Here is a 15,561-nt window from a genome sequence, read left to right as displayed (position 1 = left end):
GCCAGTGGCGGATCGTCCTGCGGACACCAAGCGTCCAGCCAAGCCAGCGCCGAAAAAGCGTCCGGGGATTGTCCTGGTCGACAAGGATGCGCCATCGGGCAAGCGCCGTGGCGCACCGGCCGGTTCGGGCCAGCGTCCGGGCTTTGGGCGTCGCAAGCCGGAGTGAAGCAACGGTAAGCTTCAAGCGGTAAGCAGTCAGTGAAAAGCGCCATCCTTCGGGGTGGCGTTTTTTTTTGTCTGATCTGAATATCGTGGCGCCAGCGAAGACACCAAAGAATGTCGATTGGAAATCCGTCGTTACGCGCTGTAACGAGATCTTGACGAATTACCCAGTGCTTCAGCTATCTCTCGCCTGGTGTAAGGAAATCTTTCCGCCAAGCCAACCCCACCACCTTCCCAAGCCCTCTATCCCGCTTGTTTCAGCCTCCAGAGCAGGGTCAGATGCGCCCCATGCCTGCCGTGCAGGTGCATAAAAACAAGGAGGCGCAATGAACGCCGTGACCCAACTCCACCTCTCTCCGTGGGGCGATTTTTCCGTCGTCCCCGTCGAAGGCCTGCAAAGGCCTGACTCAATTTTTGCAGCCGTCCGGCACTGCCAGGGCGGACACAGGCAATCCCGGCAAATGACACGCTGATCCAGCGGGTCTGGCGGCAGGGGGTTACAGGTGTACAATGCGCCGCGTTTTAACTGTGACTTCCTGCGCACCAGCGCAAACTTCAGGGCTACCCGCCTTGTTCACTCCGTTGCGCCACAAGCGCGTCGGGTTCGATTTCGTCACAGACAAAAACAAACAGGTGACGCATGAACGTTGTAAATACGCTGAACTCCTGGTGCTTGCGCTGGGGTTTGATCGGCGCTGCTTGAAATCGCAACCCGAGCAGCACGTCTACTGAACATCATCAAACCTTGCGTGAGACCCTTTTCATGAGTGGACAAAACTCGCATTCAGGCGAGCTGAAACGCGGCCTGAAAAATCGCCACATTCAATTGATCGCCCTCGGCGGCGCAATCGGCACCGGACTGTTCCTCGGTTCGGCTGGGGTGCTTAAATCCGCCGGCCCGTCGATGATCCTCGGCTACGCCATCTGCGGCTTCATCGCCTTCATGATCATGCGCCAGCTTGGCGAAATGATCGTCGAGGAGCCAGTCGCCGGTTCGTTCAGCCACTTTGCGCATAAATACTGGGGTGGTTTCGCCGGCTTCCTGTCGGGCTGGAACTGCTGGATCCTGTACATCCTGGTGGGTATGTCAGAGCTGACTGCCGTCGGCAAGTACATCCACTATTGGGCGCCGGACATCCCAACCTGGGTTTCGGCTGCCGGTTTCTTCGTTTTGATCAACCTGATCAACCTGGCCAACGTCAAGGTGTTCGGCGAGGCCGAGTTCTGGTTCGCGATCATCAAGGTCGTGGCGATCGTCGGCATGATTGCCCTGGGCAGCTACCTGCTGGTCAGCGGCAACGGCGGGCCGCAGGCGTCGGTGAGCAACCTGTGGTCCCACGGCGGCTTCTTCCCCAATGGGGTGAGTGGCCTGGTGATGGCCATGGCGATCATTATGTTCTCCTTCGGCGGCCTGGAAATGCTCGGCTTCACCGCCGCAGAAGCAGACAAGCCGAGAACCGTGATCCCGAAAGCCATCAATCAGGTGATCTACCGGATCCTGATTTTCTACATCGGCGCACTGGTCATCCTGCTGTCGCTGACGCCATGGGACAGCCTGCTGGAAACCCTGAACGCCTCCGGCGACTCCTACAGCGGCAGCCCGTTCGTGCAAGTGTTCTCGATGCTGGGCAGCAACACGGCCGCGCACATCCTCAACTTCGTAGTGCTGACGGCCGCATTATCGGTCTACAACAGCGGCACCTACTGCAACAGCCGCATGCTACTGGGCATGGCCGAGCAGGGGGATGCCCCCAAAGGTCTGGCGAAGATCGACAAGCGCGGCGTGCCGGTGCGCTCGATTCTGGCCTCGGCGGCGGTGACGCTGATCGCGGTATTGCTCAACTACCTGATCCCTCACAGCGCGCTTGAGCTGTTGATGTCGCTGGTGGTGGCGACCTTGGTGATCAACTGGGCGATGATCAGCTTCTCGCACTTCAAGTTTCGCCAGCACATGGACAAAACCCACCAGACGCCGCTGTTCAAGGCGCTGTGGTATCCGTACGGCAACTACATTTGCCTGGCGTTCGTGGTGTTTATCCTTGGCGTGATGCTGTTGATCCCGGGCATCCAGGTCTCGGTGTACGCGATTCCAGTGTGGCTTGCCTTCATGTGGATCTGCTACGGCATCAAGAACAAGCGCAGCGCGCGGCATGCTCTGCAGCCTGCTGTGAAGTAACGCAGTAAGCAGAAACAACAAACCCGGCCATGTGCCGGGTTTTTTTGGTTTTTGTTCACTGATTTTATATCTATTTTAAGTTTCTCCTGCGCGCGAAGTCGCATTTTCCTACAGTGATTTCAAAGTTTTCAGAAAAATGGAAGAAGCACTAAAAATCAGAAAAACCCTACACCCCAGCTCGCCAGTTTTTCTATAGGCTGGCGCTCCGAATACATTAAGGAGCGATGCTGATGGCGAGTCATAGTTACATGAAGATTACCGGTAAGCGTCAAGGAATAATATCTGCTGGCTGCTCAGGCCAAGGTTCTATCGGTAACAAGTGTCAATTCGGCCATCTGAACGAAATCATGGTGCAGGCTTATTCACACGATATGGTTGCAGGCAATGACGGCAGCGCCACCGGTGGTCGCGGCAAGCACATGCCAGTCATGATCACCAAAGCCATCGACAAATCGTCACCGCTGCTGGCGAGCGCCCTGCATTAGGGTGAGGAATTGGACTGTGAGATAAATTTATACCGAACCGCTGCAGCTGGAGGGCAAGAGCGCTATTACTCGATACGCCTCTCAGGTGCGCGTATTGCGCCTATCAGCCAGCAAGTTCCCCATGCCATTCGCATGAATGATGCAGAGCCACAAGAGTTGGTGTCTATAAGATATAGAGAAATTGCTTGGGCGCATGTTCCGGGGACAACAAGTGCCTATAGCACTTGGAAAAATGACGATGAATGAAACCTCTTGCGACATTCATGACGTGACCAGGGCGGCTTCTGATTTGGTTGCAGTCGGAAGCCGCGCAGGCATGGCGCATATTCCTGATGGTTTTGCTCGGCTTCGATTTGGGTCTATTGTCTCTGCCTATGTTGATGAAATGATTCAGGCGGTTGACGAGGGAGTTATTAGTGCGTGGCAAGCGGTGCAGGACATAACGGCTGAATATGAGGATTTATCGTCAAAGGCGCGTTTCTATCTTCAAAATGGTATTGGGGTTGTGGCTGGGGTGATGCAGGTGAGGACGGGGGCCGCTATTGCCGGAGCTTCGGGGGGATTAGGTGTTGTTCCGGGCGCACTCATGGTTGGGCATGGCGTTAATAATATCTATGAAGGCTTCGGAAATATCTATCTTGGGCAGGGCGCTCCAAGCACGGTTGGGCCTGTCAGAAGAATTTACCAAATTGCATCTCATAATGATTTTGAAGGGGATATGAAATATTACGGTGTCGATTTGGTTCTTTCGGGATACGGGGTGTTTAGGCCAGTATCAAAGGTCGGTTCGATTGAGTTGTTCAGACGTGATCCAATTAACTATGAGATGGCTTATCGACAGACTGGTAGATTGGCTTTATCTTTTGAGGCGTTAGTTGATTTGTTGACGATAGAGTCAATGGTTTCAGCAGAGAATTCAGAAAATAAATGAACTTTAGGTGGTGGTTTAAATCACGCCGCGCATTCTTGGAATGTAGAATCGTAAGCCCCAAAAAACAATAATTGTATAGGTTGCTAGAAATACGATGTGTCGAAATTTTTCATTTATGTCGAAAAGTTTTGTTATTCCAAGCGCGATGAGGCTGGCGGGTAGTACGGCGCAAGCAAAAACAAGGAGGATTACAGATGTGTAATATCGAATATTTTCAATCTTCATTTGTTATAAAGGTCTGTTGGTAATGCGTTCAAGGTGATGGGCTAATGCGGATTTGTTAATGGTGTGTTAGGTAGGTTCTCGCGTTCTTGGTATATAAAAACGCAGGCCAAAAACAACAAGTGTCACATAGGTTGCGATGTGTGCAGCGTCTAAATACTCCTCATTTATGTGGATGACTTTGTTTATGCAAAATACAATGATTCCAGATGGTAGTCCAGAATAGCCTAAAACCATTAAGGTAACTGCGATATGGTATCTAATGTTTTCAAGGTTCATTGCCTAGCCTTTCGGAGTCTTCGCCACGCGCGGTCCTTAGGTTAGTGTCGCCATTCGAAATAAAGCAACTTCCATTTTGTAAATCCGATAACCCTGTAGGAAAATTCCGGCCTTTCTTGATCTAACCTGCCCAAGTGATTACCTGCTATTCAGAACGTCATTCGCGGTATCCTGCACCCTCTGAACCCGGACCTTTTTCCATGCTGGTGATTTCCAACAACGTGCATCTGCCGGATGCCGAGATCGAATTGACGGCCATTCGTGCCCAGGGGGCGGGTGGGCAGAACGTCAACAAGGTCTCCAGTGCGGTGCACCTGCGCTTCGACATTCCGGCCTCGTCCTTGCCCGAGTTCTACAAGGAGCGGCTGCTGGCGCTGCGGGACAGCCGGATCACCAGCGAAGGCGTGTTGATCATCAAGGCCCAGCAATACCGCACCCAGGAAGCCAACCGCGCCGATGCGCTGGAGCGCCTGACCGAGTTGATCCTCAGCGCCACCAAGGTCGAAAAGAAACGCCGACCGACCAAGCCGACCCTCGGTTCGAAAAAGCGTCGGCTTGAATCCAAGACCAAGCGCGGCAGCATCAAGGCCGGACGGGGCAAGGTCGACTTCTAGGGCGTGTCCCGCTGTTTGCGATGCTTCTCGTTAAAGTGTTTTGGCGCCTGCCGATACAGGTAAACGCTCAGTGCCAGGCCGCTCAGGGCGGCGAGGGCGGCGAACAGGAAGATCGAGGCAAAACCGAAACCTGCCGCAACCGCACCCGCCAACGGCCCGGTAATCCCCAGCGACAAATCGATGAACAGCGAATAAGCCCCAACCGCCGCGCCGCGGCTGGAGGCCGGGACCAGGTTGACCGCTTCCACCCCGAGCGCCGGGAACACCAGCGAGAAACCGAAACCGCTCAATGCCGCGCCAGCCAGCGCCCAATTTGCGTCCGGCGCCAGCCACAGTAACAGCAAGCCCAGGGTTTCTACCGACAGGCAGGCGATCGCTACGCGAAAGCCGCCAAGGCGGTTGATCAGGTTGCCGAACAGCAAGCGCGCGCCGATGAAGCTGGCACCGAACAGGCTCAGGCACAACACCGCGTTATCCCAGTGTTGCGTGGCGTAATACAGGGTGATGAAGGTTGCGATAGTACCGAAACCGATGGAACCCAATGCCAGTCCACAGCCATGGGGAAGCACACGCCCCAACACATGCATGAACGGCAGCCGTTCGCCGACCACGATCGGCGCCGCGGTTTTCGGCCAGGCCAGCATCAGGCCCAAGGCCGCTAGCAGCATGATGCTCACGCCCATGCTCCACAAGCCCAGTCGACTGACCAGCCACACACCCAGCGGTGCACCGATCGCCAGCGCGCCGTAACTGGCGATGCCGTTCCAGGAGATGACCTTGGCGGTGTTTGCCGCGCCGACCCGGCCGATACCCCAGCCGATCGAGCCGGAGCCGACCAGACTTTCAGCGCTGCCGAGCACCAAGCGGCCGATCAACAGGCTAATCAGGCTCCACATCGGCAGGCTTTGGGTCCAAGCCGAAATCAGCATGAACACACCACTCAGGCCGCAGCCAGCGAGGCCATACATCACAGCCAGCTTGCTGCCCTTGTTGTCGATGATCTTGCCGGCGTAAGGGCGACTGAGTAGGGTGGCCAGGTATTGCACGCTGATCACCAGCCCGGCGATCACGGCACCGAAACCCAGGTCGCTGTGGACATAGCCCGGCAATACCGCCAGGGGGATGCCGATGTTGAGGTAGCCGATAAAGGTGAAGAGCACGATGGAGACAACTTGCAGCGTGACCGCCAGGGGGCGCTGGTTTTCAGGCATGGGTAAAGGTCCACGGCAAAGCAGGATAGATAGGCTGCTTATGATAGCGGTGGGAGGGGGCGCAGGTCGTGAAAAAGTAAAACTATTTGCCGGGCGGGGTTGAATCAGGTTTAGCGGGGGCAACCAGTTGCGTTGTGACCAGGGCGGCCAGTGCATTTTCCTGCGTGCCAAAACGGGCGAGCAGGGCAGCCTGTTTTTCGGCGGAGAGGCGATTCCAGATACCGATCATTTTCTCGGCGGTGCCGATCAGAACGCTGGCTTGGCTCTCGGTAAAGTCGTCGTTCATGCGGGGCTCAGGGTTCAGGCGGTGTGGAAAGCACATGTTAGCGCTTTCCACACGGTCTGGCATTGCGGGTGTCTCAGTCTTCGCTGTCAGCCTTGCGACTGTCAGATGCTTCTTTCGGCTCGGGCTGTTGGGCGCCGGCTTGCTGCGTGGTTGTCTGCTCAGTTTCGTGCAGGCTTGGGAAGGGGAGATTAGGGATCTCGTGCATGTTTCGCGCTCCTCGCAAAGTCTGTTGATAGATCTGGTAGATCCGCGCTTTTACAAAGCCTAGGCAGGATACAGCAGGAGAAATGACAATTAGAGTTTTATCTGGGATTTCTGCGACAGATGGCCGCACCCGGGAACTTAATTGAGACTGGATGTCGCAAGAGAGCTTGTTCCCGCTCCAGGCAACACGGTGTTTCAGACTCACCGCAGGCGCAGTTTTTACGACTGCTGCGCAGCCGAGCGGGAGCAAGCTCCCTCGCCACAGGTTGGTGGGATGTTCTGGTGCGCGCTGCAACCCTCTTTGGGGTTGCAATGCAAAGCGGCTCGTTCTCGCGCTGACAGCCGCCAATGTTCATGCGACAAGCACAACCCCCGTGTGGCGAGGGAGCTAGCTCCTTCGCCACACGGGAGTTTGCTGTTACTCAAGCTACTTGCAGACTTCGGCGATGGCCTCGGCCAGCAGGTCCAGGCGCGTTGCATCGATGCCTGCCACGTTCGCCCGGCCGGTGCCGACCATGTAGACGCTGTGGTGGTCACGCAGATTTTTCACCTGCTCCGGCGACAGGCCGGTGTAGGAAAACATTCCGCGTTGAACGCCGATGTGGGCAAAACGCTCGCGCAAGCCATGAGGCTCAAGTGCCTCCACCAAGCCGCTGCGCAATTGCGCAATGCGCAGGCGCATGGCTTCCACTTCGTCGGCCCACAGGCTTTTCAATTCCGGGTCGCCAAGGATGGTTGCCACCACGGCGGCGCCATGATCCGGCGGAGTCGACCACAGATTACGGGCGAGGTTGGCCAGTTGGCTGCGAACGTCCACCAGCTTTTCCGCGCTCTTGGCACACACAATCAGCGCCCCGGTGCGATCGCGGTACAGGCCGAAATTCTTCGAGCATGAACTGGTGATCAGCACTTCCGGCAACTCGGCAGCGAACAGCCGGGTCGACCAGGCGTCCTGTTCCAGGCCATCACCAAAACCCTGGTAGGCGAAGTCGATCAGCGGCAGCAGGTCGCGGCTGCGCACGATGTCCAGCACCCGGCGCCAGTCGTCATGGGACAGATCGAAGCCGGTGGGGTTGTGGCAGCAGGCGTGTAACAGCACCACATCGCCTTTGGGCACTTCACGCAGAGCCGCGAGCATCGCCTCGACGTCGAGGCGGTTGTCGCTGCCGACGTAAGGGTAATGGCTGACCTTGACCCCGGCTGCCGCGAAAATCGTTTCGTGGATCGGCCAGGTCGGGTTGCTCAACCACACGCCGCGGCCCGGCAGGCATTGGGCAATAAAATCGGCGCTGAGGCGCAATGCGCCGGTGCCGCCAGGGGTCTGGGTTGCCCCCGCCCGCTGCTCGGCGATCAATGGGGATTCAGCGCCCAGCACCAGCGCGTTGATCACCTTGCCGAACGCCGGCTCGCCATGGCCACCGATGTAGGTCTTGGTCGATTGTTTGTCGACCAGCAGCGCCTCGGCCAGTTTCACCGCTTGCGGAATCGGGGTCAGGCCCTGGGCGTCTTTATAGACGCCCACTCCGAGGTCGAATTTGCGCGGGTTCGGATCCTGCGCATACGCTTCCATTAATCCCAGAATCGGATCGCCAGGTACCCGGCCGATCGAGTCGAAATGCATTATTTACGGCCCTCGGCGTCCTTGGCCACTTCGTCGGTGCGTGCGGCCATGATGAAGTCGTTGCGGTGCAGGCCCTTGATGGAGTGGCTCCACCAGGTCACGGTGACTTTGCCCCACTCGGTCAGCAAGCCCGGGTGGTGACCCTCGGCCTCGGAGATTTCACCCATCGCGTTGGTGAACGCCAGAGCATGCTTGAAATTCTTGAACAGGAAGACTTTTTCCAGCTGCATGATGCTGTCGCGCACTTCGATGTTCCAGTCCGGGATTTGCTTGAGCAATACCGGCAATTCTTCGTCGCTGACCTGAGGTGCGCCGGCTTGGCAGGCTTCGCAGTGGGCTTGGTTCAGAGCGTTCATGGTGTATTCCTGAATTCGATTCTTGTTGGAAATTACTATCTTTGCGCGCAAGTCGCGAGCGGGATCTGCTCAGGCCGCTTTTGGCTTGGGCGGAAATTTCGGTGCGTGCAAGCCCAGCTGCATGCCTTGCTTGACCATGCCCATGATGTCTTCGTGGGCCAGGTCAAACAGACGTTTGAGGTTGGGCAGTACGAAGTACAAAGGCTGCAGGATGTCGATGCGGTAGGGCGTGCGCATGCATTCCAGCGGGTCGAAGGCTTGATGTTCAGGCTCGTCTGACAGGCAGTAGACGGTTTCTTTAGGCGAAGAGAGAATGCCGCCGCCGTAGATGCGTTGGCCTTGAGGTGTGTCGACCAGGCCGAATTCGATGGTCATCCAGTACAGGCGCGCCAAGTACACCCGTTCTTCCTTGGTCGCCTGCAGGCCAAGCTTGCCGTAGGTGTGGGTGAATTCGGCGAACCAGGGGTTGGTCAGCAGCGGGCAGTGGCCGAAGATTTCATGGAAAATATCCGGCTCTTGCAGGTAATCCAGCTCTTCGCGGGTGCGAATGAAGGTGGCGACCGGAAATTGCTTGTTGGCGAGCAGTTCGAAAAAGGTCTGGAAAGGGATCAGCGCGGGAACCCGTGCCACTTGCCAGCCGGTGGTTTCACCGAGGACCTTGTTGATCTCGCCGAGTTGCGGGATGCGGTCGTGGGGCAGGCCGAGTTTTTCGATACCGTCCAGGTATTCCTGGCACGCACGACCCTCGATCACTTTCAGTTGGCGAGTGATCAGCGTGTTCCACACCGCGTGTTCTTCGGCGGGGTAGTCGATAAAACCTTGCGCATCGGGCTCGCGAGCCACGTATTGCGTCTGCTTCATGCTGCTCTCCTGCTAGGGGAATTCGTTCTTGTTATGTCCAGCTATGGACTTAGAAATACCCCAGGTGGTGCAGATGTGCAGCCCCATACGCGATGCTCAGGTAGGACAAATTACCGTAATTCGTAAATTTTTCGTTACGGAATGGCGGTCGTGGCGTGGGTGTTGAGGTTTTTGGGTTTGAAAAGCCTTCGATGTGTCACATAATCTTGACGGCTATCTGAGCGCCTTGGCAAAAATTCTCCTCGCTGCCTATGCATAACCCCTGTGGGAGCAAGCCCGCTCCCACAGGAGGCAAGCCCACTCACCGCTTTTCGAGCCTTTATATGCGTATCAAAGTCCATTGCCAGAACCGCATCGGCATCCTTCGCGACATTCTCAACCTGTTGGTGGAGTACGGGATCAACGTCGCGCGGGGCGAAGTCGGGGGAGAGCACGGTAATGCGATCTACCTGCACTGCCCGAATCTGATCAACCTGCAGTTCCAGGCGCTACGGGCGAAATTCGAATCGATACCCGGGGTATTTGGCGTCAAGCGCGTAGGGCTGATGCCCAGCGAGCGTCGGCATATGGAGCTGAATGCGCTGCTCGGCGCGTTGGAGTTTCCGGTGCTGTCGATCGACATGGGCGGTTCGATCGTCGCGGCCAATCGGGCGGCGGCCCAACTGCTCGGCGTGCGGGTGGACGAGGTGCCGGGGATCCCGCTGTCCCGTTACGCCGAGGATTTCGACCTGCCGGAACTGGTGCGTGCTAACAAGTCACGGATCAACGGGCTGCGGGTCAAGGTCAAGGGCGATGTATTCCTGGCTGACATCGCGCCACTGCAATCGGAGCATGACGACAGCGAGGCGATGGCCGGCGCGGTATTGACTCTGCACCGCGCGGATCGGGTAGGCGAGCGTATCTACAACGTGCGCAAGCAGGAACTGCGCGGCTTCGACAGCATCTTCCAGAGCTCGAAAGTGATGGCCGCCGTGGTCCGCGAAGCCCGGCGCATGGCGCCCCTGGATGCGCCGCTATTGATAGAAGGCGAAACCGGTACCGGCAAAGAGTTGCTGGCGCGGGCTTGCCACCTGGCGAGTCCGCGCGGCCAGTCGCCGTTGATGGCGCTCAACTGTGCCGGACTGCCGGAGTCCATGGCCGAGACCGAATTGTTCGGCTACGGCCCTGGTGCATTCGAAGGTGCGCGGGCCGAAGGCAAGCTCGGGCTGCTGGAACTCACTGCCGGCGGCACCCTGTTTCTGGATGGTGTAGGCGAAATGAGCCCGCGTTTGCAGGTGAAATTGCTGCGCTTCCTGCAGGACGGATGCTTCCGTCGGGTAGGCAGTGACGAAGAGGTCTACCTCGATGTGCGGGTGATCTGTGCAACCCAGGTGGATCTGTCCGAGCTGTGCGCTCGCGGGGAGTTTCGCCAGGATCTGTACCACCGCTTGAACGTGTTGTCGTTGCACATCCCGCCGCTGCGCGAATGCCTCGACGGCTTGACGCCCCTGGTCGAGCACTTCCTGGACCAGGCCAGCCGGCAGATCGGTTGCCCGCTGCCCAAACTGGCGCCGGCGGCGATGGAGCGCCTCAGTCATTACCATTGGCCGGGCAACGTGCGGCAGTTGGAGAATGTGTTGTTCCAGGCGGTTTCCCTGTGCGAAGGCGGTACCGTCAAGGCCGAGCATATCCGCCTGCCGGATTACGGCGTGCGTCAGCCGCTTGGCGATTTCTCCCTGGAAGGCGGGCTGGACGAGATTGTCGGGCGCTTCGAGAAGGCGGTGCTGGAGCGCCTGTACTCCGAACATCCGAGCAGCCGGCAACTGGGCAAGCGCCTGGGCGTTTCGCATACCACCATTGCCAACAAGCTGCGTGAGTATGAGGTGGGGAAGGACAGCAGCTAGACCGCTTCTGTGGCGAGGGAGCTTGCTCGCGCTCGGGCGCGAAGCGGCCGCAAAGCCATCCTGCGCGATTCAACCGTAGTAATGTGGTTGTCCATTTCAGCGCTGCTTCGCAGCCCAGCGCGAGCAAGCTCGCTCGCCACAGTAAAGGTGCACGCTTCCAGTACTGGCTATTGCCGCGAAGCGGCATGACACCGCCGGTTTTTCGTCTTTGACACAATTCAATAATCCTCTCTGATCTCCTCAAGTCCCCTGTTTGCCGGGCCCCGTGCCGCCAGAAAATAGTTGGTCTGCAAATTGCTTATGGCTCAGCAGTACAGCGGTGGGCGGCAAACGTCCGGCATCCAGAGGAAAGAGTGTGGACAAGTACCTTTATGTAGCTATGACCGGCGCCAGCCAGAATGCACTGGCGCAGAAGGCTCATGCGAACAACCTCGCGAACATCTCCACCAACGGTTTCCAGAAAGACCTGGAGCAGGCGCGCTCGATGCCGGTGTTTGGTGACAGCTTTCCGGCGCGGGCGTTTGCCATGTCCGAACGGCCGGCCACCGACTTTTCTGCGGGTGCGCTGGTGGAAACCGGGCGTGATCTTGATGTCGCCGTGCAGGGCAATGGCTGGATCGCCGTGCAGAACCCCGATGGCGGTGAAAGTTATGTGCGCACCGGCAGCCTCAATGTCGATGCCCTGGGCGTGTTGCGCGCTGGCAACGGCATGCCGGTGATGGGCAATGGCGGGCCGATTGCCGTGCCTCCCGAGCAGCAGATCGAGGTGGGCCAGGACGGCACCATCAGCATCCGGGCGATGGGCGAAGGCCCGCGCGTGATGGCCGAAGTCGACCGCATCAAGCTGGTCAACCCTGACTTCAAGAACATGACCAAAGGCCTGGACGGGTCGATCCACACCAAGGACGGCCAGCCGGCGCAGGCAGATGCCAACGTCAGGCTGGTGTCGGGTTTCCTCGAGTCGAGCAACGTCAACGCCGTGGAAGAAATGACCTCGGTGCTGGCCTTGGCCAAGCAGTTCGAATTGCACATCAAGATGATGAACACCGCCAAAGAAGACGACCAGGCCATGGCTCGGGTCTTGCAGATCAGCTAATTACCAGAACGTCGCGCCGTAAAACAGGCGCACGAGGAGAATCGAATGCTTCCGGCTCTATGGGTTGCCAAAACCGGTCTGTCCGCCCAGGACACCAACCTGACCACCATTTCCAACAACCTGGCGAACGTGTCGACCACGGGTTTCAAACGTGATCGCGCCGAGTTCCAGGACCTGCTCTATCAAATCAAGCGTCAGCCTGGCGCCCAGTCGACCCAGGACAGCGAACTGCCGTCGGGTCTGCAAGTGGGTACCGGTGTGCGCATCGTCGGCACCCAGAAGAACTTCACCGCCGGTAGCCTGCAAACCACTGAGCAGCCGCTGGACATGGCCATCGACGGTCGCGGTTTCTTCCAGATCCTGCAGCCGGACGGCACCACGTCCTACACCCGTGACGGTACTTTCCACCTGGACTCCAACGGCCAGATCGTCAACGCCAGCGGTTTCGCCCTGGAACCGGCCATCGTTATCCCGAACGACGCCCAGACCTTCACGGTCGGCCGCGACGGTACCGTGTCCGTCACCGTTCCCGGCAACGCCGCTTCCCAAGTGATCGGTAACCTGCAGACGGCCGACTTCATCAACCCGGCCGGCCTGCAAGCCGTGGGCAACAACCTGTTCCTGGAAACCGCAGCCAGCGGCGCGCCACAGGTCGGCACCCCGGGCCTCGCCGGTTTTGGCACCACGCTGCAGAACACCCTGGAAACCTCCAACGTCAGCACTGTTGAGGAGATGGTCAACATGATCACCACCCAGCGCGCCTACGAGATGAACTCCAAGGTGATCTCCACCGCCGACCAGATGCTCTCGTTCGTAACGCAGAATCTGTAATCAAGTCTATGGGGCGGCCATGCGGTCGCCTGCAACACCGTGAGGTAGGGTCATGAATCGCTTTGTATCTGTTCTGGCACTGAGTGGGATCACCGCGCTCGCGGGCTGTGTCGCCCCGGCGCCCCGGCCCAATGACCCTTATTACGCCCCGGTATTGCCGCGCACACCGCTGCCGGCTACCGCCAACAATGGCTCGATCTATCAGGCCGGCTTCGAGCAGAACCTGTACAGCGACCGCAAGGCGTTCCGCGTCGGTGACATCATCACCATCACGCTGAACGAGCGCACCCAGGCCAGCAAGAACGCCAACTCGCAGATCGGCAAGAACAGCAACACCAGCGTCAGCCTGACCTCGTTATTCGGCTCCAGCCTCACCACTAATAATCCAATTGGTGGCGGCGACCTGAGCCTCAACGCCGGCTATAGCGCCGACCGCGCGACCAAGGGCGACAGCAAGTCGGGACAGAGCAACAGCCTGACCGGTTCGATCACCGTGACCGTCGCCGACGTATTGCCCAACGGCATCATCGCCGTGCGCGGCGAGAAGTGGCTGACCCTCAACACCGGCGATGAGCTGGTGCGTATTGCCGGCATGGTTCGGGCGGATGACATCGCCACCGACAACACCGTGTCGTCGACCCGGGTCGCCGATGCACGCATCACCTACTCGGGCACCGGTGCCTTTGCCGATGCGAGTCAGCCAGGCTGGTTCGACCGTTTCTTCCTCAGCCCGCTGTTCCCTTTCTAGGTGGCGACATTGAATCTCAAACACCTGATGGTGGCCGCCCTGATGCTGTGCGCAGCCTTCAATGCTCAAGCCGAGCGGCTGAAGGACATCGCCAGTATTTCCGGCGTGCGTTCCAACCAACTGATCGGCTACGGCCTGGTGGTCGGGCTTAACGGCACCGGTGACCAGACGACGCAGACCCCGTTCACCCTGCAGACCTTCAACAACATGCTCTCGCAATTCGGCATCAAGGTGCCGCCGGGTTCGGGCAACGTGCAGTTGAAAAACGTCGCGGCCGTGTCGATCAGCGCCGACTTGCCGGCGTTCGCCAAACCGGGCCAGCAGATCGACATCACCGTAGCGTCCATCGGCAACTCCAAAAGCCTGCGCGGCGGCACCTTGCTGCTGACGCCGCTCAAGGGTATCGACGGCAACGTCTACGCGATCGCCCAGGGCAACCTGGTGGTCGGCGGTTTTGATGCCGAGGGCCGCGACGGTTCGAAGATCACCGTCAACGTCCCGTCGGCCGGGCGCATTCCTGGTGGTGCATCGGTCGAGCGTGCGGTGCCGAGTGGCTTCAACCAAGGCAACAGCCTGACCCTGAACCTCAACCGTTCGGACTTCACCACCGCCAAGCGCATTGTCGACAAGATCAACAACATGCTCGGCCCTGGCGTAGCCCAGGCCATCGACGGCGGCTCGATCCGCGTCAGTGCGCCACTGGATCCGAGCCAGCGCGTCGACTACCTGTCGATCATCGAAAACCTCGAAGTCGATCCGGGCCAGGCGGTGGCCAAAGTCATCATCAACTCGCGTACCGGCACCATCGTGATCGGCCAGAACGTGAAAGTGTCCCCGGCCGCCGTCACCCACGGCAGCCTGACCGTGACCATCACCGAAGACCCGATCGTCAGCCAACCTGGACCTCTGTCCAATGGTCAGACGGCCGTGGTGCCGCGCTCGCGGGTCAACGCCCAGCAGGAAGCCAAGCCGATGTTCAAGTTCGGCCCGGGCACTACTCTCGACGAAATCGTGCGAGCAGTGAACCAGGTCGGCGCGGCACCGGGTGACTTGATGGCCATCCTCGAAGCATTGAAACAGGCCGGCGCACTGCAAGCCGACCTGATCGTGATCTGAGGACGGCGACCATGGATATGTACAAGAGTGGTCTGGTCAGCAGCAGCGATTCAGGGTCCTACTCGGACCTGAATCGCCTTAACCAGCTCAAGGTCGGCGACAAGAACAGCGACGCGAACATGCGCAAGGTGGCGCAGGAATTCGAGTCACTGTTCCTTGGTGAAATGCTCAAGTCCATGCGCTCGGCCACCAACGCGCTGGGCCAGGACAATCCGCTTAACACCGCCGAAGCCAAGCAGTACCAGGAAATGTACGACCAGCAGTTGGCCGTTTCCATGTCTCGCGAAGGTGGCGGTATCGGCCTTGCCGACGTGCTGATGCGTCAGATGTCCAAGAACAAACCCATGGCCCCGGGTGAAGCGGCGGCAGCGTCCGCCGCCAAGCAAGCCGAGGCGAAAGCCGCCGTGGAAACGCCGATTGCCGCCGGCACAGCTGCCACCCACGGCCCGTTGTCGCGCCTCAATGGCCAGCGCCCCTTG

General features: G+C 58.6%; 15 protein-coding genes and 2 pseudogenes. 11 read left to right on the top strand and 6 right to left on the bottom strand.

Translation table 11 applies throughout. The features are described 5' to 3' along the window. The 5 genes and pseudogenes from L9059_RS29485 to arfB all read left to right on the top strand — a co-directional run. Nucleotides 1–166 (top strand): annotated as a pseudogene (locus L9059_RS29485) (23S rRNA pseudouridine(2605) synthase RluB); the annotation flags it as partial. 759 nt (nucleotides 167–925) lie between these two features. After that, nucleotides 926–2,338 (top strand): amino acid permease, encoded by a 1,413-nt coding sequence (locus L9059_RS29480; RefSeq protein WP_247294816.1) that lies wholly within the window; start codon nucleotides 926–928, stop codon nucleotides 2,336–2,338. Between the two features lie 230 nt (nucleotides 2,339–2,568). Further along, nucleotides 2,569–3,069 (top strand): annotated as a pseudogene (locus tag L9059_RS29475) (Hcp family type VI secretion system effector). Then, entirely contained in the window at nucleotides 3,062–3,754 is a 693-nt protein-coding gene (locus L9059_RS29470; RefSeq protein ID WP_247294812.1) for a DUF4225 domain-containing protein, read from the top strand. The pseudogene L9059_RS29475 and the gene L9059_RS29470 overlap by 8 nt, the downstream one beginning before the upstream one ends. A 701-nt stretch (nucleotides 3,755–4,455) precedes the next feature. Next, nucleotides 4,456–4,869, top strand: a complete 414-nt coding sequence (gene arfB / locus L9059_RS29465) for an alternative ribosome rescue aminoacyl-tRNA hydrolase ArfB (RefSeq protein ID WP_008010994.1) — start codon at nucleotides 4,456–4,458, stop codon at nucleotides 4,867–4,869. Here the strand turns inward: arfB and L9059_RS29460 are convergent. The 6 genes from L9059_RS29460 to phhA all read right to left on the bottom strand — a co-directional run bounded on the left by L9059_RS29460 (nucleotide 4,866) and on the right by phhA (nucleotide 9,408). Continuing rightward, nucleotides 4,866–6,080, bottom strand: coding sequence for an MFS transporter (locus L9059_RS29460; protein ID WP_247294810.1), 1,215 nt, complete (start codon nucleotides 6,078–6,080; stop codon nucleotides 4,866–4,868). The two genes, arfB and L9059_RS29460, sit on opposite strands and share 4 nt — an antisense overlap. An 82-nt stretch (nucleotides 6,081–6,162) precedes the next feature. Further along, entirely contained in the window at nucleotides 6,163–6,366 is a 204-nt protein-coding gene (locus L9059_RS29455) for a hypothetical protein (RefSeq protein WP_247294807.1), read from the bottom strand. A 73-nt stretch (nucleotides 6,367–6,439) separates the two neighbouring features. Further along, entirely contained in the window at nucleotides 6,440–6,571 is a 132-nt protein-coding gene (locus L9059_RS30690; RefSeq protein WP_263868325.1) for a hypothetical protein, read from the bottom strand. A gap of 426 nt (nucleotides 6,572–6,997) precedes the next feature. Further along, entirely contained in the window at nucleotides 6,998–8,191 is a 1,194-nt protein-coding gene (locus L9059_RS29450; RefSeq protein WP_282615656.1) for an amino acid aminotransferase, read from the bottom strand. Next, a complete protein-coding gene (locus L9059_RS29445) occupies nucleotides 8,191–8,547 on the bottom strand; it encodes a 4a-hydroxytetrahydrobiopterin dehydratase (protein ID WP_247294804.1) in 357 nt (118 codons plus the stop codon). The genes L9059_RS29450 and L9059_RS29445 overlap by 1 nt, the downstream gene beginning before the upstream one ends. A 69-nt stretch (nucleotides 8,548–8,616) precedes the next feature. Then, complete coding sequence (gene phhA, locus L9059_RS29440) at nucleotides 8,617–9,408, bottom strand: phenylalanine 4-monooxygenase (protein ID WP_122837927.1); 792 nt, start codon at nucleotides 9,406–9,408, stop codon at nucleotides 8,617–8,619. Nucleotides 9,409–9,731: 323 nt separating this feature from the next. Between phhA and L9059_RS29435 the strand changes: the two genes are divergently transcribed. The 6 genes from L9059_RS29435 to L9059_RS29410 all read left to right on the top strand — a co-directional run. Next, entirely contained in the window at nucleotides 9,732–11,291 is a 1,560-nt protein-coding gene (locus L9059_RS29435) for a sigma-54-dependent transcriptional regulator (protein WP_247294789.1), read from the top strand. A gap of 355 nt (nucleotides 11,292–11,646) precedes the next feature. Further along, nucleotides 11,647–12,387, top strand: a complete 741-nt coding sequence (locus L9059_RS29430; protein WP_247294786.1) for a flagellar basal body rod protein FlgF — start codon at nucleotides 11,647–11,649, stop codon at nucleotides 12,385–12,387. A gap of 45 nt (nucleotides 12,388–12,432) precedes the next feature. Beyond that, nucleotides 12,433–13,218 (top strand): flagellar basal-body rod protein FlgG, encoded by a 786-nt coding sequence (gene flgG / locus L9059_RS29425; RefSeq protein ID WP_045058874.1) that lies wholly within the window; start codon nucleotides 12,433–12,435, stop codon nucleotides 13,216–13,218. A gap of 52 nt (nucleotides 13,219–13,270) precedes the next feature. Further along, complete coding sequence (flgH, locus tag L9059_RS29420) at nucleotides 13,271–13,966, top strand: flagellar basal body L-ring protein FlgH (RefSeq protein ID WP_247294783.1); 696 nt, start codon at nucleotides 13,271–13,273, stop codon at nucleotides 13,964–13,966. Nucleotides 13,967–13,993: 27 nt separating this feature from the next. After that, nucleotides 13,994–15,082, top strand: coding sequence for a flagellar basal body P-ring protein FlgI (locus L9059_RS29415; RefSeq protein WP_247294846.1), 1,089 nt, complete (start codon nucleotides 13,994–13,996; stop codon nucleotides 15,080–15,082). Nucleotides 15,083–15,093: 11 nt separating this feature from the next. Then, nucleotides 15,094–15,561: rod-binding protein (locus tag L9059_RS29410; protein ID WP_247294766.1), on the top strand; the 468-nt coding region annotated here is incomplete at its 3' end.

Source organism: Pseudomonas violetae, assembly GCF_023072615.1.
Taxonomy (GTDB): Bacteria; Pseudomonadota; Gammaproteobacteria; order Pseudomonadales; family Pseudomonadaceae; genus Aquipseudomonas; species Aquipseudomonas violetae.
The sequence above is the reverse complement of the archived record's forward strand: the minus strand, read 5'-3'. Positions and strand labels throughout refer to the sequence as shown.